The following is a 16,604-nucleotide window of genomic DNA, read 5'->3' on the forward strand; positions in this document are numbered from 1 at the left end:
TAGCGGGCGCCGAACCAGCCGCGGCGCCAGAACCAGAAGAGCGGCAGGACGACCGAAAGGACCATGAGGGTCAGGCCGTAGGGGTAGCCGTATTTCCATGACAGTTCGGGCATGTTGTGGAAGTTCATGCCATAGATGCCGGCGATCAGGGTCGGCAGGATGCCGATCGCGCTGACGACGGTCAGGACCTTCATGCCGTCATTCTGTTCGATGCTGATGAAGCCGAGTGTGGCGTCGAGCAGGAACTGGACTTTGTTGACGGTCTGGGCGTCGAAGTCGTTGAGGGAGGCGATGTCGCGTCCTGCGACCTTGATGCGGGTTCTCAGGGCCTGGGGATCTTTTTCGGTTCTGTCGCCGATATAGATCAGGATCCGGTCAAGGCCGAGCAGGCTGTCGCGGGTCATGGAAGCGAGATCGCCGCCATGGCCGAGGCGCCGCAGGGTTTCACGCAGCATCTCACCGGCCCGGGCGGGATCACGGGGGCGGTCGGTGTTGAAGACCCGTTTGGAGATGGCGTCGAGGTCGCGACCCAGTCCTTCCAGGATGTCTGCAAGACGGTTGATGACTTCCTCGATGATCTCGACGAGGATTTCGTTGGCGGAGGGTTCGCCTTTGGCGGGGTCGCGTTCGGCCTGACGGCGACCGACGATGTCGAAGCCATAATAGTCGGCATAACGGACGGTGATGAGGCGTCTGTCGGTCAGGACGAAGCCGATCGGCAGGGAAAATGCCGTGTCTTCCGCGCGTCTGACGAGGGGGGTTGAAAGATAGAGGACCCCACCTTCTTCGTGGTGGCGGGAGGAGCTTTCGATTTCCTCAAGTTCTTCCCGGCGCGGGATATGGGTGCCAAGGGCCTTTTCAGCACGGTCGATTTCGTCCGTGGTCGGATTGATGAGATCGAGCCAGACCGCTTTGGAAATATCGACATCCGGTCCGATTTCCCGGGCCGGAACGCCAGCGGGGCGCACGAGGAACATCAGGCAGATCCTTGGGACAAATGAAATGGCTGTGAGGCTCTCTCATGTCCTGCCTGCCGCGGGATCGCAAGGTCCTGTCCCGGAATTGTTTCAGGAGGCGTCGGAAATCAGAGAGGTGGATGGACGGCGGGGGCTGCCCTTGGTATCGCATTGGGGCCCTGAAGTGGAGCCGAGTGCGGTATGACGAACACATCTTCCCCCCTGTCCCCTCCTTTGGCCAATTCCCTCCGTTCCGGTCCGGATGACCGGGGGCGGTTCGGGATTTTCGGTGGCCGCTTCGTCGCGGAAACGCTGATGCCGCTGCTGCTTGAGCTGGATGAGGCCTATCGTGCGGCGCAGGCCGATCCGGAGTTCCGCAGGGAGCTGGATTATTACCTGAAGGATTATGTCGGCCGTCCGAGCCCGCTATGGTTCGCGCGGCATCTGACGGAGGAGCTTGGCGGGGCGAAGGTCTATTTCAAGCGTGAAGAGCTGAACCATACCGGCTCGCACAAGCTCAACAATGTCATGGGCCAGATTCTTGTTGCCCGGCGGATGGGCAAGACGCGGATTGTGGCTGAGACCGGCGCGGGGCAGCATGGTGTGGCGACGGCGACGGTCTGTGCGCTTTTCGGGTTGAAATGCACCATTTATATGGGTGCGACCGACGTTGAACGGCAGAAGCCCAATGTGTTCCGCATGCATCTGCTGGGCGCGGAAGTGAAGCCCGTGACGGCCGGGGCGGGGACGCTCAAGGATGCGATGAACGAGGCCATGCGGGACTGGGTGGCCAATGTCGCGGACACGTATTTCCTCGTCGGTACGGTCGCGGGGCCGCATCCTTATCCGGAGATGGTTCGTGATTTCCAGTCCGTCATCGGGGTTGAGGTCAAGGAGCAGATCATGCAGGCCGAAGGGCGTCTGCCGGATGTGATTGTGGCGGCGATCGGGGGCGGGTCGAATGCGATGGGGATTTTCCATCCGTTCCTGGATGATGCGTCCGTTAAGCTGATCGGCGTCGAGGCGGCGGGGCATGGGCTGGATTCCGGGAAGACGGCGGCGTCCATCTCCCGTGGTCGGCCGGGTGTGCTGCATGGCAACCGGACCTATCTGCTTCAGGACAGGCACGGGCAGATCGAAGAAGCGCATTCGATCAGTGCGGGGCTGGATTATCCGGGGATCGGACCGGAACATTCCTGGCTGAATGATATCGGCCGGGCCGAATATGTCGGGGTGACGGATGAGGAGGCGCTTGAGGCGTTCCAGGTCTGCACGCGGACGGAGGGCATTATCCCGGCGCTCGAATGCGCGCATGGGCTGGCGCATGTCATGAAGATCGCGCCCACGATGGCGAAGGACCAGATCATTGTCCTGAATGTCTCCGGGCGTGGGGACAAGGACATCTTTACTGTGGCGCATCATCTGGGAGTGAAGCTGTGAGCCGTATCCAGACACGTTTTGCGGCCCTGAAGAAGGAAGGGCGCGGTGCGCTGATCCCGTATCTTCAGGCCTGCGACCCGGATTATGATACTTCGCTGGAGCTTCTGCGGGCGATGCCGGCGGCGGGGGCGGACCTGATCGAGATCGGGGTGCCGTTTTCCGATCCGTCCGCGGATGGGCCGACGATTCAGGCGGCAGCACTTCGTGGCCTCAAGGCCGGGGCGACGCTGGGGCGTGTGCTGGAGATGGTCCGGGTGTTCCGCGAGACCGACAATGAAACGCCGATCGTGCTGATGGGGTATCTGAACCCGATCGACAGCTATGGTCCGGCCGAGTTCTGCTTTGATGCGGCTCAGGCGGGTGTGGACGGGATCATCGTCGTCGATATGCCGACTGAAGAGGCGGATCTGCTGGATGCGCATGCGCGGGAAGCGGGCCTCGACATTATCTCGCTGGTGGCGCCGACGACGTCCAATTCCCGTCTGTTCCATGTCCTGCGGGAGGCAAGCGGGTTTGTCTATTATGTGAGCATTACCGGGATTACCGGGACGAACAGTGCGAGTGCGGCGGATCTGGAGAAGGCGCTGCCGCGGATCCGGGAGGCGACCAGCCTGCCGGTGGCCATCGGGTTCGGGATTTCCACGCCAGCGCAGGCGCGGGCGGCGTCTCGGATCGGGGATGCGGCTGTTGTGGCTTCGGCTTTGATCAAGACCATGGCGGCGACGCTGGACAATGGTCAGGCGACGGAGCGGACCGTACCTGCGGTTCTGAAGCAGCTTGAAGGGCTGGCGGCGGCTGTTCGGGCCTGATTTGTGATGTTCCGGCAGGCTGGTGCCTGCCGGAACAGGATACTCAGACGCCGTCGTTGCGCAGGGACAGCCCGAAGAGGACGGTTGCGACGCCGGCCATCAGCAGTTCCACGGCGATGAACATGCCGATCAGCCACAGGCCGGACCAGGGCAGCGTCATATAGAGCATGATGCCGATGATCAGCGTGACGAGTCCGCTGATGGCGAGGGCGAGCCAGCTTCTGTTGTTGCGGTGGCCGCCGGCCCAGAAGGTGCGGGCGAGGCCAGCGAAGATCAGGCAGCCTGCGAGGATGGCGGTCAGGAAGATCGAGCCGGTTGCGGGCTCTTCGATCAGGAGCAGACCGCCAAGGATGTAGAGGCCACCGATCAGTCCGGAGAGCCACTGGTTCGGGACGGGCAGGCCGCGATGGGCGAAGCTCTGCATGACCTGGGCGACGCCACCGATGATCATCAGGACGCCAAGGATCACCATGCTGGTCAGGGTGGTGGTGATGGCATCTAGGGCGGCCAGAATACCGAGAATGATCAGGAAAGCTCCGAAACCGATGAACCAGCCGGGCTTGAGGCCCTGCGGGCTGGGGAAGCGGAGGGTATTGAAACTGTCTGACATGGTCTTCTCCGTTCAGGAACGTGGTCTGTCGGGCAGCCCTTTTAGGGAAAGGGGCTGGATTCCGGACATGACGTCCGCTGTGATGGGTCGTATCGGGGAAGATGGCATGTTTTGTGATGGGGGCGGGAGAGATAAGACGGGCCCGCTGATGGTTGGGCTGGCATATTTGGCCTCCGGGCGTTAAAACGCGCCAGAGAATGCAGCCCTTCGCCGGGCTTTAACCCCACTCCGTCCTTTGTCCTGAAGGCGGGCAGAAAGTAACGAGACGACATGAGCTGGATGACCGACTACGTCCGACCCAAGCTGCGTGGCCTGCTTCAGCGGGACGTGCCGGACAATCTGTGGACCAACTGCGAATCCTGCGGGCAGATGATGCTCACCAAGGAGCTGGAGCGGTCCGAGAAGGTCTGTCCGCATTGTGGGCATCACATGCGGGCGACGGCGAAGGAGCGTCTGGGCTGGACGTTTGATGGGGGGGAATACACCACCATCGAACTGCCGAAGATGCCGGTCGATCCGCTGGGGTTCAAGGATTCCAAGCGTTATACGGACCGTCTGAAGGATGCGCGGCACAAGTCGCATCTCGATGAGGCACTGGTCGTTGCCCATGGCATGATCAAGGGGCAGAAGGCTGTTGTGGCCGTCATGGCGCCCGAGTTCCTGCTGGGGACGATGGGCGCTGCGCTGGGCGAGGCTTTCGTGGCCGCCTGCCGTCTGGCTGTTCTGCAGAAGGCGCCGCTGGTGGTCTATACGGCTTCGGGTGGCGCGCGGATGCAGGAAGGTGTTGTCAGCCTGATGCAGATGCCGCGGACGACGATCGGCGTGCAGATGCTTCAGGAAGCGGGTCTGCCTTATGTTGTCGTGTTTACGAACCCGACGACGGGTGGTGTTTCGGCGTCTTTTGCGATGCTGGGGGACGTTCATATCGCCGAGCCCAATGCGCTGATCGCGTTTGCTGGGCCGCGTGTCATTCAGGATACCGTTCGCGAGAAGCTGCCGGAAGGTTTCCAGCGTTCGGAGTATCTGCGTGAGCATGGCATGGTCGATATCGTGGCCAAGCGCTCCGAACTTCCGGAACTTCTGGGGCGGATTCTGGGCATCATGATGCGCCAGAAAACCGTTTCCGACGCGGCGGCCTGATGACCGTGGAGCGTGGGGCGCCGGTTCGGCTGTCCGGCGAATATCAGGGACGGCCGGGTGCCGTTCTTGCGCGGTTGCAGGAGCTTTATCCGGCGCTGATTGATCTTTCGCTGGGGCGGCTTGAGGCGCTTCTGGCGAAGCTGGGCAATCCCGAGCGTCATCTGCCGCCGGTCATTCATGTGGCGGGGACGAACGGCAAGGGCAGCACCTGCGCCAATCTGCGGGCCATTGCCGAGGCAGGTGGTCTGCGCGTTCATGTCATGAGCAGTCCGCATCTGGTGAGCGTGACCGAGCGCTTCCGGCTGGCGGGGCGGCTTGTGGACGAGGATGTTCTGGTTGCGGCGCTCGAAAAGGTCGAGCAGGTCAATGCAGGCGCTCCGATTACGGTTTTCGAGGTTCTGACGGCGGCAGGATTTCTGCTGTTTTCGCAGGTTCCGGCTGATCTTGTGGTTCTGGAAGTCGGGTTGGGGGGGCGGCTGGATGCAACCAATGTTGTGCCGAAGCCTGCGGCCTGCGTGATAACGCCGGTCAGTCTGGATCATGAGGCGTTTCTGGGTAGTACCGTCGCGGCCATTGCCGGGGAGAAGGCCGGGATCATCAAGGTAGGTGTGCCGGTCGTTTCGGCGGCTCAGGTACCGGAGGCGCTGGATGTCATTCGTCGCCGGGCCGCAGAGCTGGATGCGCCGCTTTGGGTGATCGGAGAGGATGTTGTATTTACCGAACACGCTGATGGTCTGGAATATCGGGATGCGGATGGCGTGCTCTCGCTGCCGGTGCCGGCTCTGAAAGGGCGGCATCAGGCCGGAAATGCGGCGCTGGCTGTGGCTGCCTTGCGGGTTTCGGGGTTGGGTCTGCCGGTTTCGGCTTATCAGGGTATTTCCAGAACCTTCTGGCCTGCGCGGTTGCAGAAACTGGATGGCACGCTGGCGCAGATGCTTCCTGCCGGATGGGAACTCTATCTGGATGGGGGGCATAATCCAGATGCCGGGCAGATGCTGGGAACGGTTCTGGATGGCTGGAAGGACCGGCCTGTTCATGTGATCGCGGGTGTGAAGCAGACCAAGGATGCGTCAGGGTTTCTGAAACCGATTGTTGAACGTGCGGCGTCGGTCCAGGCGGTGGCTGAGCCGGGGCAGCATCTGGCGATGCCGGTCGAAGAGATCATTGCGGCTTCGGGTGGACGGGCGATTGCCGGTCCGACTGTCAGGGAGGCTCTGGAGCGTCTGGTCGCTGAAGGGGGTGCGCCTGCGCGCGTACTGATCTGTGGCAGTCTTTATCTGGCGGGTGTGGTTCTGGCGGAGGATGGCTGGGTCGCGCGGTAATCCGTTTCTGGTCGCGATGCAGGATGGTAGAAGGACAGCGTGAACATGATCGAATCGGATTCTTCTCCGACCGTCTCTGATGCCTCCTCGAACGACGGAGATCTGGGTGTCCTGCTGAGGCGCAGTCCGCCGTCCAGCACGGCGGCCGAGCAGGCGCTTCTGGGCGCTATTCTGACGAACAACAAGGCGTATGAGCGGGTTTCAGACTTTCTGGAGCCGGCTCATTTTTCCGATCCTCTCAATGGACGGATCTACGAGGCCATTGCCCGGCGGATCGAACGGGGGCAGCTGGCCGATCCCGTGACCATGCGGGCGGAATTCGAGCATACCGGTGTTCTGGATGCAGCGGGTGGGCCGGCCTATCTGGCGAAGCTGCTGACGGCGATGGTGGGTATCGTCAATGCGGGTGATTATGGGCGGGTGATCCATGATGCCTGGGTGCGCCGGCAGCTGATCGATATTGGTGAGACGGTTGTCAACAACGCCTTTGGGGCGCGGCCTGATCTGGATGGTTCTGATCAGATTGCGGCGTCTGAAGAAGCGTTGTTCAAGCTGGCGACGGAGCGGGGCCAGGAAGGCGGGTTTGTCTCGTTTACCAAGGCGCTGACGGAAGCTGTCAGTGTTGCGACCAAGGCCTATCAGCGCACTGGCGACGTGGTCGGTCTGACGTCGGGTCTGCGGGACTTCGACAAGCGGACGGGTGGTTTGCATCCTTCCGATCTGATCATCCTTGCCGGGCGTCCTGCGATGGGCAAGACGGCGCTGGCGACCAAAATCGCGTTTTCGGCGGCACGCTCGATCCTGCGGGATGCCGAGGATAGCGGGGAGAAGCCCAAGGGATCGGTTGCGATTTTTTCGCTGGAAATGTCATCCGAGCAGCTGGCGACCCGTATTCTTTCGGGTGAAGCTGAAGTTTCGGGTGAGAAGATCCGTCGTGGTGATATCGGGCAGAAGGAATTTGACCGGTTTGTCCGGGTGGCGCGCGAACTTCAGCGACTGCCGCTCTATATCGACGATACGCCGGCAATTTCCCTGTCTGCCATGCGGACGCGATGCCGTCGTCTGGCGCGGACGCAGGGGCTGAGCCTGGTGGTGGTGGATTATCTGCAACTGATGCGGCCGGCTATCGGGACGAAGCCTGACAGTCGTGTTCTGGAAATCTCGATGATTACGCAGGGGCTCAAGGCGATTGCGAAAGAGCTTTCCGTGCCTGTGATTGCGCTGTCCCAGCTCTCACGTCAGGTCGAATCGCGTGAGGACAAGCGGCCGATGCTGTCGGATCTGCGCGAATCGGGTTCGATCGAGCAGGATGCGGATGCGGTCATGTTCGTTTATCGCGACGAATATTACCTGCAGCAGCGTCAGCCCAAGGACAGTGCCTACGACAGCAATGACAAGTTCCAGGTTGCGACAGAAGAGTGGCAGCGCAAGATGGCTCTGGTGCACAACAAGGCAGAACTGATTCTTGAGAAGCAGCGGCATGGCCCTACTGGAATGATCCAGCTGTATTTCGAAGGGGAATATACCCGGTTCGGAGATCTGGACGTCATTCACGAGTAGCTCTGCGGGACAGGGCGAGTATTTTGAATGATGCGTATGCCTCTCAGGCGATTCTGTCTGAAGGATAGAGTCGTCCGGCGGTTCTGATTGTGAAAAAATCGTGGGGATTTTTTTTGCAAATGCGTCCGTATGGGCTGACATGGAATGTCTCGATAATGGAATTGGTACTTAAAGGGTACAGATTCCATTACAAGATACGGTTAGAAAAAAGCTGTAATATGAAACTCTTCAGCGTGATTTCTCTGCACAATGCGGTTGAAGATGTCTGTCCGCTGCGCCGGGTTGTGGCTGCAATTCGGAAAATGGGTGGTGGCCAAAACCTGTCTTAATGGCTCAAAGCCATATTTGTTCCTTGACCCAATGGCACAGTGCCATTAATTTATCGTTAATCGGTGGTTGTCATGGTGGCGATCAACGGGGAAGGAAGGGAACCGGTCAATGAATTCAGACGCTCTGATGGCCGGTAATGTTTCTGATTTGTTCATTTCCATCGATGAGGCGAACTTATCGTGTCGTATCGAATGGGGAGCGCCTGAATGCGTATGGAAACCAGTGAAACAGTCACTAATGGATCTCCTCATCTGGTCTCTTGGGCGGATCAGGTGTGTCGGAAGGTGTGTTTCTGTCCGTGCTCGGAGCCATGTCTTGCCGCTGGAGCACCAGTTCTGGGTGCAGGGCAGCCAGTCGCAAGGCCAGTTCTTCGTCGGTACGACCGTTCAGGACGCCTTTCAGAAGAAAATCTGTCGAGACGCGCAGGCGGTTCGACAGTGCCGCAATGAGGAAGACGCTTGGCGCACGGTCACCGCGTTCGATTTTGTTGAGGGTCGAGGCGTCAACGCCCAGCAGGCGGGCGCATTCGCTCTGATTGGGCATGACGAGTTCACGAGCCCAGGAAATGCGAGTTCCGATGGCTCGTTGGAGTACGGTCAGAGAGTCCGGGCGCTTGTGTTTGGCCATAAGGCCTTTTTAGCAATGGCTTTATGCCAAATCCAGAAGAAGTTTTTTTTATCACACATTGTGGCATTTTGCCAAATTTGGTAACGGTTCTATACTGGTGAAGGATGTTGAGATGAGGCAGGTCAAGTCAGGTTCCGCACCCCGGCGGGTGTCCGCAAGTGCTCTCGCCGCCATGCTGGCGTCCGATGGTTGGCTACCTGAGTAGGGAAATGCACGCAAGGGGCGGAGACGTTCTGCCAGGAAAACACCTGTGGCGTTGGCTTCATGTGTGCGGACAGTAACGGACCGGGAGACGTCCGAGGCGTTGCCAGCGGGTCATCCTGTGAGCTGGAATGCGCTGTGGGGTGCGGATCTGGTGCCGGTCTTTCCAGGATTGCAGCCGATGGGTGGCCGTGAAGCCGGACTGGAGATCAACTGATGTTCGAGATGGTGCGGGAAATACCGGTCGCTGCTGCGCGACGGCCTGATGGCGTGGTCAGGCCGACTGGGGAGCGGTACCGTCATTCGAAGATCCGTGAGGTTGGAAATACGTTTCGGGTCGTGAACGCGGTTCAGTCCATGTATGACGCCGGCGATATCGGGGACGATGAGCTGGCTGCTGCGGATCGGTGGTATCGCGAATATGTTTTTGCCTCTCTGGGTGTGGTGGAGAATCCGCCTTCTGATGGTCGTGTCAGGGAGCGGGGAGACATTCACACCTGGATGATGGGACGCGGGCAGTGTTCTGCGCGGATTACGCAAATTCGTGACATGCTGGGGTTGTGTGCGCATGTTCGTCTTGAGATGCTCCTGGCGCGGGAGATGTCGTTTTCGGCCATGGCGCGGCATCTTTATCCGGCTCTGTCGGAAGGGCGTGCGCGGATGAAGGTGTCGGCTCAGTGCGCGCTGCTTCTGGAGCAGTTGGCGCATGTTTATGAAACGCTGTCTAAAAAGAAAAACAGGAAAAATCCAGTTAACGATAAATTATCACTTGATATCTGAACGCAATTTTGATACAAAAGACACACACTGAAGAATTGTGACATGAAAATCTGAAGCCGACCTTTCGAAAGAGGGTCGGTTTTTATTTTGGAAGTTTCCTAATTTATGGAAAAGTGTGAAATTTCTTCTGGTAGCGTTGTGTTGTCTGGTAGGCAGACATTCATTGTTCTTCAGAAAAATGCAGGTTCATTTGTTGGGTGTCCTCTCGTTTATGAGGGAGAGCCGGTTCATCGGGCGGATGTCGTTCTGGAATGGCACGAACTGGTGGATGCGGGTCTTTCCCGGCTGGATGTCCGGTGCAGGTCCATTCCTTGTCCGCGGTCGGTTCTTTCCGTCCGGGTGATTGGACGGATCGCGTCGGAAACCCTCTCCCGTGTGGCGCTACGGGCCGGGCGGGAACAGACACAGCGCAATGTGGAAACCCTGGCGCGAAAGGTGGCAGGTCCGAGGGATCGGCCCCGGCACAAGCCGGTTCGGGCGGTCTGGCTCGAAGGGGGCATGATGATGAGCCGCAGGGAGGCTTCGCTGAGCGCCGTCTGATGGTTGGTTCTCAGGGCGATCTGGGGAAAAAGGTTGAAGCAGATGGATGAAGACGTATCTGGTAAGTGTTCTTTGCGACGGGAACAGTCTTGGGAACGGAAGAAGAGATTTCTCGAACATCTGTCTGTGAGTGGAAATATTTCTGAAGCCGGTCGTGTCGCTGAAGTCCGGCGCGGTACGTTATATCACTGGAAAGATACGGACAAGGAATTTTCCGTCCGGTGGGAGGAGGCTCTGGAAGAGGCTGCGGATGCTCTTGAAGCGGAAGCGCGTCGACGTGCCGTGGAGGGATATGACGAACCCGTTACCTATGCGGGGCGAGTTGTCTGCGATCCGGATACGGGCAATCCGATCGTTCGCAAACGGTACAGCGACGGGTTGATGGCGTTTCTGCTGCGGGCGCATCGTCCGTCCCGTTTCAGGGCGGGTATGGAATCCGAGGGGCGGTCGGGCATGATTTCGATCAGCATCAGCCGTGATGACAGCGCCCTTTAGGCTGAATGATTCGCAGCGTGAGGCGGTGCGGCTGCTGGGTGGGCCGGCGCGGCATATTCTTTTGAGGGGTGGGTCGCGGTCGGGGAAGACCTTTGTTCTGCTTCGGGCCGTTGTGATCCGGGCGCTGAAGGCACCGGACAGTCGGCATGGCATTTTTCGCCATCGGCTGACGGCGCTGAAGGCGTCGGTTCTGCGGGACACGTTTCCGAAGGTCATGCGGATGTGTTTTCCGCAGGTCGGGTGGAAGCTGGACCGGCAGGACTGTGTTGTGACGTTTCCGAATGGATCGACGATCTTTTTCGGGGGGCTGGATGACGAGCAGCGGACCGAGAAGATCCTGGGTCTGGAGTTTGCGACGGTTTATCTGAACGAGGCCAGTCAGATCAGTTATGGCGCGCGGAACATGCTTCTGACGCGTCTGGCCCAGAAAACCGGTCTGGCGGTGAAGGAATATATCGATGCCAATCCGCCGAGCATGGGACACTGGCTTTATGCGCTTTTCGAAAGCGGGATCGAGCCGAAGGCGGGGGAACCGTTAGCGGACAGGTCGTTGTATGCGACGATGATCCTCAATCCGCAGGCCAACCGGGATAATCTGAGCGAGGATTATCTCGCCAGCCTTGAAGCGCTTCCTGAGCGGGAAAAGCGGCGGTTTCTTTATGGTGAATATCAATCGGTTGTTGAAGGCGCGCTGTGGCGGCTGGAGATGTTTCGGCGTGAGGCGGCGGTTACGTCGCAGGGCCGGGCGGATGTGGCGGCCCGTATGCGGCGTATTCTGGTGTCTGTTGATCCTTCGGGGGCTGCGGGACCGGAGGACTACCGGTCCGATGAAATCGGGATTGTGGTCTGTGGCATTGATGCGGCTGGTGTGGGGCATGTTCTGGAAGATCTGTCTGCCAGGGATAGTCCGGCGGGCTGGGCTGCCAGGGCCCTGCGGGCATTTGATGAATGGGGTGCTGAACGCATTGTTGCGGAGCGGAACTTCGGCGGGGCTCTGGTAGAGGGCACGATCCGGAGTGTGCGGGCGCATGCTTCCGTCAAGCTGGTGACGGCGGCGCGGGGGAAGGCGGCGCGTGCCGAGCCGGTTGCGGCGCTCTATGAGGTTGGCAGGGTTGTGCATCATGGCCGGTTTACGGCTTTGGAGGATCAACTTTGTCATTTCTCGGTCAGCGGCTATCGCGGACCACGGTCTCCGGACCGGGCGGATGCGATGGTCTGGGGGCTGAGTGAACTGATGCTTGCCGGAAGCGGTGGCATGACGGGCTGGAGTCCGTCTGGATTTTCGCTGGCGCGCTGAGCCGATCTTTTCAGGTCGGCGAGTAGCCTGAAACAATGGAGAACACATGGACTGGTTGTCCCTGCAACAGCGTTATGCTGTTCCTGCGGGTGCGTCCGCGCGGACAGCGCGGCTGCTGGCGCTCAAGCGTGTTCTGGACGGGACGCAGTATGATGCGCTGCCGCATCCGTTTTCGATGGAGAAGTCGGGGGCGGGGGAATATATCCCGCTGTCCAGCCGACGCCCTTCTGTTCGCACGAATCTGTGCCGGACGGTTGTGGATGAGGCAGTTTCGCTCCTCTTCGGAGACACGCACTGGCCCGGTCTGGTGACGGATGATGTGCGTGTGGCGCATGTCATGAGCACGTTTGCCTCGCAGACCAGACTGGCGTCTCTGCTGATGGAGGCGGCACGGTTGGGGTCCGTTGGATCGGTTGCGATCCTGTTCGAAGTCTCGGGCGGGGTTCCGAAACTCTCGGTCCTGGAGACGGCGTATCTGACGCCGTTCTGGGATGATGCGACGGGAGAACTGCTTCGGGTTGAGGAGCGGTTTCTGGTCCGGGGGCGGGATCTGGCGGCGCAGGGTTATCCGATTGCGGATGAGCTTCTGGGGGCGCAGTTCTGGTGGCAGCGGATCTGGACGCCTCTGGATTGTGCGGTTTCCGTACCCTGGCTTGTAGGGATGGACGGAGGCGTCCGGGATGAAAGCCGGTCTGTGCGGCATGGGCTGGGGTTTGTTCCGATCGTGTGGACGCGCAATCTGGGTGGGCCTTGTGGGCGTGATCCGGAAGGCGAGTGCACGTTTGAGCGGGCCATCGATACGGTCATCGAGGCGGATTATCTGCTGTCTCAGGCCGGGCGGGGACTCAAATACGGGTCCGATCCGACGCTGGTTCTGAAGACGGGTGGGTTTTCTGACGGTGTGGCGCATCAGGGCGGCGCGGCTTCGGCGCTGACGCTTCCGCCTGAGGGAGATGCGAAGCTTCTGGAGATCAACGGAAATGCTGCGGGTGCGGTGCTCGATCATTATCGGGAACTGCGGCTGGTGGTGTTGGAGCAGCTTCACGGAAACCGTGCGCATGGTGACCGGGTTGGTGGTGCGCAGTCGGGCAAGGCCATGGAGATGATGTGTCAGCCGTTGATCTGGCTGGTGGATCGTCTGCGGCATTCCTACGGCGAGGGGGCATTGCTCTCGATTTACCGGATGGCGTGCCGGTTTTCCTGTGTTCTGGAAAACGGGCTGCGGATCGGGGGAACGCTGGTCAAGGACCTGCCGTACTGTCGCATGAGTCTGCGGTGGCCGGCGTGGTTTCCGTCTACTGATCCGGAATTGCTGTCGCTGACGCAGGGTCTGGTGACGGCTGTTTCCAATGGAATTCTGAGCCGTGAGACGGCGGTTCGGATGTTTGCGATGGCATCGGGAAATTCTGATCCGAATACGGAATGGAAAATGCTGGAGCAGTGGTGTGCTTCTGAACAAACATGAGTGTTGACGGGGGAATGATGTCCGGAACTGATGACACCATTGAGGATGTGGAGGCTCTGCGTCGGGCGCTGAATGAAGCGCGGAGCGAAGTTGAGGCGGTTCGTCAGGAAATGACGGATGTTGTGACGCGGCAGGAGACGCTTCAGCGCAGTCATGAGGAAGCGCTGGCCCGGATGCGGCAGGACAGTGACCGGGAAGTGATTGTGGCGGCGCTTCGGGCGGAGGCGATCCGCAATGGCGCGCATAATCCTGATGATGTCGTGCGGCTGATTGATCTGGAAGGGATCAATCGGGGTGAGGATGGTTCCGTGGTCGGTGTGGCCGAGGCTTTGCAGCAGGCCCGTCAGGAACGGGCCTATCTGTTTGGCGAGGTGCTGCGGCCTGGATATTCGAGCGGAACCACTGTCGGGCAGGCAGCGCCGCGCCCGGGCGGGATCGAACCGTTCAATGCGCGCGCCGTCAGCGAGGCGGATTATGAAGCGCGCAAATGGCAGTTTCTGGCCCAGGGCTGAGGCCCGGGACGATATTTGACCGGGTCTGATGACAGGCCGGGTTCAGACAACACATTTACGGAAAAAACACATGAGCATTGATAATTTTCCTGTTCAGCTTCAGGCCGCCATTCAGCAGGGTTTTCTGGCGCGCGAGTTTGAGAATGGCTTGAAATCCCGTCTGGGTTTCCGCCAGGTTGCCGATCGTGAAGTGTTCCCGAATGCCATCGGTGAAACGCTGACGAAAACCCGTAAGAGCCTCAAGGCTCCGGTGACGACACCGCTGAACCCGACGGGCAATACCAATTTTGATAACGGTCTGAGTCCGTCCGGCTGGTCGGTCGAGCAGTATACGCTGTCCATCAACCAGTATGGCGATACGATCGATCTGAATATGGTTACCAGTGGTGTGGGGATTGCGTCGCAGTTTCTGGCCAATGCCAACACCAATGGTGTGCAGGCCATGCAGTCGCTGGACCGTCTGGCGCGCAATACGCTGTTTGGTGGTGCGCAGAATGGTGTTGGCGGTTACCTGGGTGGCAATACGCGTGTGACGGCGACGCTGGGGAGTGCTGGCGACACCATTGCTGTGGACGATATTCGTGGTTTCCAGTCCGTGATCGTGAATGGTCAGGTGACGCCGATCAGCGCGACCAATGGTATGACCGTGACGGTGGGCGGAGATGTTTACACACTCGTCAGCGTGACGGCGGATGCGACGAATGTGTCCACGGCGCCGGGTGGTGTTTCGGGGCAGATGACGTTCTCGGCTTCCGTGTCGGTTGCGGATGGGACGGAAGGTCAGGCCGTTGTGGCGTCCACGGCGCCGATGGTGATCCGTCCGAATGGTCGTCTGACGACTGCGGCGTTGCAGACGGCGAGTGCGAACGGTCTGGCGGATACGCTGGGCATCCAGCAGGTTCTGGCCGGTGTGGCGACGTTGCGGCGCAATAACGTGCCGATGATTAATGGTGCGTATCACTGTTATCTGGATGATCTGCAGCTTCTGTCGCTCTTCCGTGATCCGGATTTCAAGCATCTGTACCGTGGTGCATATGGTTCGGAAGAGTATCGTTCCGGTCAGGTTATTGAGCTTCTGGGTGTGCGGTTTATCCCGACGACGGAAGCGCCGCAGCAGGCGTCGCTTGGAGCGGGTTCCATTCATCGTGCGCTTCTGCTGGGGCAGGGGGCGCTGATCGAAGGTGACTGTGCGCTGACGGGTCATTCCGATATTCCGGATGCCGAGCGGGCACTGATCGAAATGGTGGACAGCGTGGCGATGGTGACGCGTGAGCCGCTGGATCGTCTGCGTCAGATCATTGCGCAGTCCTGGTACTGGATTGGTGGTTTTGCGCTGCCGACGGACGTGACGGCGGACATGACTGTCATTCCGACGGCCACGAACAGCTATCTCAAGCGGGGTGTCGTGATCGAGAGCCTTGGCACGGATGCGCTTGGTCTGACGTTCTGAGGTTTTTCCGGTCCCTGTCTGTAAGGCAGGGGCCTCTCTTGCGGGGAGAATGACATGTCCGGAACGGTTGGTTTATCGACGGATATTCTTTCGGAAGGAGAGAAAATGGATATCCGTCGGTTCTGTGGTTATCCCGCCATTGGATCGCGGGAAGGCAATCAGGAATCCTGGCGTTTCTTTCAGGTGGAAGGGGCGCTGGAATGGCGGATGAACTGTCTGTCCGGGGCGGAGCTTCAGCAGATCCGGCTTTATCTGGCGCAGCTTTATCCGCTGGAAAATGCGATTACGGCGTCGTCGGACAATCTGGATACGACGCGGGCGGCGGGATGGTATCACAATGGCCGGGAAGTTCAGGACCGGGTGATGCTGTTCATGCTGTGGCGGAGGCGTCTGTGTGCGTTTCTGGGGGTGGCTGGCGGGCTGGAATTGCAGGACGGCCGGGCGATCGTGGTTTGAGGAGGGCTGTGTGCAGCAGGCAATGATCGCAGCCCGGCTCTCCAGAGGGTATGCGAAGGCGGCGGCCGTTCTGGGGGCTTTGGGGGAACAGTATCGTCCTTCGGGCGGTCTGACGCCGATGGATGTGCTTTATGCGCAGCCCATGCTGGCTTTCGATGTGGATGCCGGATTTTCGTTCGAGCGTCCGATCGGATGGGGGATTCCGACGGAATATGTTCTGACGGATCGGCGGGATGATACGCAGGTTGCCGATATTCTCGCTGCGAGCGGTCGGACCTATTTTGTCGCGTCCGTGGAGCCTCTGAGGCCGCCTTTATGTGTGGTGTGTAGCCGGACCGTGACGGTCAGTGGGGTTACGGGAACGGTGGAGACGCTGGTCTCGGACTGTCCGGCGGCCGTTATCATGCGGGCGAAAGGGGAGTCTTCGGGCAGTGGGATTCCCGGAGCGACGCGTCCGGGACAGTTCGTGATGTATCTTCCGCTTCTGCCCGGGGTGGTGCTGACGCCTTACATGACGGTCGCGACCGATCTGGGTACGACTTATACGGTTAATGCGGTGGAAACTTCCGGCTTCGGGATCCGGTGTACCATGTCGCTTCAGCAGGTCTGAGGGA

General features: G+C 59.7%; 18 protein-coding genes. 15 read left to right on the plus strand and 3 right to left on the minus strand.

All coding sequences use genetic code 11. From position 1 onward, the window contains the following. Positions 1 to 977 (minus strand): magnesium transporter CorA family protein (locus tag GFJ39_RS07055; RefSeq protein ID WP_041111624.1); only part of this gene is annotated, 977 nt, incomplete at its 3' end. Between the two features lie 180 nt (positions 978 to 1,157). Here GFJ39_RS07055 and trpB point away from each other — a divergent pair. After that, positions 1,158 to 2,396: a tryptophan synthase subunit beta gene (gene trpB, locus GFJ39_RS07060; RefSeq protein WP_153430675.1), complete on the plus strand. Its 1,239-nt coding sequence runs from the start codon at positions 1,158 to 1,160 to the stop codon at positions 2,394 to 2,396. Continuing rightward, on the plus strand, positions 2,393 to 3,205 hold the full coding sequence (trpA, locus tag GFJ39_RS07065; protein WP_325062860.1) for a tryptophan synthase subunit alpha: 813 nt from the start codon (positions 2,393 to 2,395) through the stop codon (positions 3,203 to 3,205). Before trpB ends, trpA begins: the two co-directional genes overlap by 4 nt. 43 nt (positions 3,206 to 3,248) lie before the next feature. Here the strand turns inward: trpA and GFJ39_RS07070 are convergent, their stop codons facing one another. Beyond that, a complete protein-coding gene (locus GFJ39_RS07070; RefSeq protein ID WP_153430676.1) occupies positions 3,249 to 3,815 on the minus strand; it encodes an HdeD family acid-resistance protein in 567 nt (188 codons plus the stop codon). Between the two features lie 270 nt (positions 3,816 to 4,085). Between GFJ39_RS07070 and accD the strand changes: the two genes are divergently transcribed. The 3 genes from accD to GFJ39_RS07085 are packed head-to-tail and all read left to right on the plus strand — an operon-like array spanning position 4,086 to position 7,837. After that, positions 4,086 to 4,955 (plus strand): acetyl-CoA carboxylase, carboxyltransferase subunit beta, encoded by an 870-nt coding sequence (gene accD / locus GFJ39_RS07075; protein ID WP_011252757.1) that lies wholly within the window; start codon positions 4,086 to 4,088, stop codon positions 4,953 to 4,955. Then, positions 4,955 to 6,277, plus strand: coding sequence for a bifunctional folylpolyglutamate synthase/dihydrofolate synthase (locus GFJ39_RS07080; protein WP_153430677.1), 1,323 nt, complete (start codon positions 4,955 to 4,957; stop codon positions 6,275 to 6,277). Before accD ends, GFJ39_RS07080 begins: the two co-directional genes overlap by 1 nt. A 45-nt stretch (positions 6,278 to 6,322) precedes the next feature. Further along, positions 6,323 to 7,837, plus strand: coding sequence for a replicative DNA helicase (locus tag GFJ39_RS07085; RefSeq protein ID WP_153430678.1), 1,515 nt, complete (start codon positions 6,323 to 6,325; stop codon positions 7,835 to 7,837). A 564-nt stretch (positions 7,838 to 8,401) separates the two neighbouring features. On the opposite strand, the gene GFJ39_RS07090 is transcribed toward GFJ39_RS07085, so the two are convergent. Then, entirely contained in the window at positions 8,402 to 8,710 is a 309-nt protein-coding gene (locus GFJ39_RS07090) for a helix-turn-helix domain-containing protein (protein ID WP_233736017.1), read from the minus strand. A 334-nt stretch (positions 8,711 to 9,044) separates the two neighbouring features. On the opposite strand from GFJ39_RS07090, the gene GFJ39_RS14195 reads away from it, so the two are divergent. The 10 genes from GFJ39_RS14195 (at position 9,045) to GFJ39_RS07140 (ending at position 16,600) form a co-directional block, all read left to right on the plus strand. Beyond that, positions 9,045 to 9,212 carry a hypothetical protein gene (locus GFJ39_RS14195; RefSeq protein ID WP_228391832.1) on the plus strand — a complete coding sequence of 56 codons (168 nt, stop codon included), beginning with the start codon at positions 9,045 to 9,047 and terminating at the stop codon, positions 9,210 to 9,212. After that, on the plus strand, positions 9,212 to 9,775 hold the full coding sequence (locus GFJ39_RS07100) for a hypothetical protein (RefSeq protein WP_153430680.1): 564 nt from the start codon (positions 9,212 to 9,214) through the stop codon (positions 9,773 to 9,775). The genes GFJ39_RS14195 and GFJ39_RS07100 overlap by 1 nt, the downstream gene beginning before the upstream one ends. Before the next feature lie 339 nt (positions 9,776 to 10,114). After that, on the plus strand, positions 10,115 to 10,315 hold the full coding sequence (locus GFJ39_RS14200) for a hypothetical protein (RefSeq protein ID WP_228391833.1): 201 nt from the start codon (positions 10,115 to 10,117) through the stop codon (positions 10,313 to 10,315). Positions 10,316 to 10,441: 126 nt separating this feature from the next. Then, the gene (locus tag GFJ39_RS07110; protein ID WP_325062861.1) at positions 10,442 to 10,810 is read left to right on the plus strand and encodes a hypothetical protein; all 369 of its coding nucleotides are present in this window, start codon (positions 10,442 to 10,444) and stop codon (positions 10,808 to 10,810) included. Beyond that, a complete protein-coding gene (locus GFJ39_RS07115; protein WP_194285314.1) occupies positions 10,794 to 12,107 on the plus strand; it encodes a phage terminase large subunit in 1,314 nt (437 codons plus the stop codon). The genes GFJ39_RS07110 and GFJ39_RS07115 overlap by 17 nt, the downstream gene beginning before the upstream one ends. Before the next feature lie 46 nt (positions 12,108 to 12,153). Continuing rightward, positions 12,154 to 13,572, plus strand: coding sequence for a phage portal protein (locus GFJ39_RS07120; protein WP_153430683.1), 1,419 nt, complete (start codon positions 12,154 to 12,156; stop codon positions 13,570 to 13,572). A 14-nt stretch (positions 13,573 to 13,586) separates the two neighbouring features. Then, complete coding sequence (locus GFJ39_RS07125; protein WP_228391834.1) at positions 13,587 to 14,084, plus strand: phage scaffolding protein; 498 nt, start codon at positions 13,587 to 13,589, stop codon at positions 14,082 to 14,084. Positions 14,085 to 14,154: 70 nt separating this feature from the next. Further along, positions 14,155 to 15,534, plus strand: coding sequence for a DUF4043 domain-containing protein (locus GFJ39_RS07130; RefSeq protein WP_153430684.1), 1,380 nt, complete (start codon positions 14,155 to 14,157; stop codon positions 15,532 to 15,534). 54 nt (positions 15,535 to 15,588) lie between these two features. Continuing rightward, positions 15,589 to 15,990: a hypothetical protein gene (locus tag GFJ39_RS07135; protein WP_153430685.1), complete on the plus strand. Its 402-nt coding sequence runs from the start codon at positions 15,589 to 15,591 to the stop codon at positions 15,988 to 15,990. A gap of 10 nt (positions 15,991 to 16,000) precedes the next feature. After that, a complete protein-coding gene (locus GFJ39_RS07140; RefSeq protein WP_325062862.1) occupies positions 16,001 to 16,600 on the plus strand; it encodes a hypothetical protein in 600 nt (199 codons plus the stop codon). Positions 16,601 to 16,604: the final 4 nt, after the last annotated feature.

It is taken from the genome of Gluconobacter aidae, assembly GCF_009547075.1.
Classification (GTDB): Bacteria; Pseudomonadota; Alphaproteobacteria; order Acetobacterales; family Acetobacteraceae; genus Gluconobacter; species Gluconobacter aidae.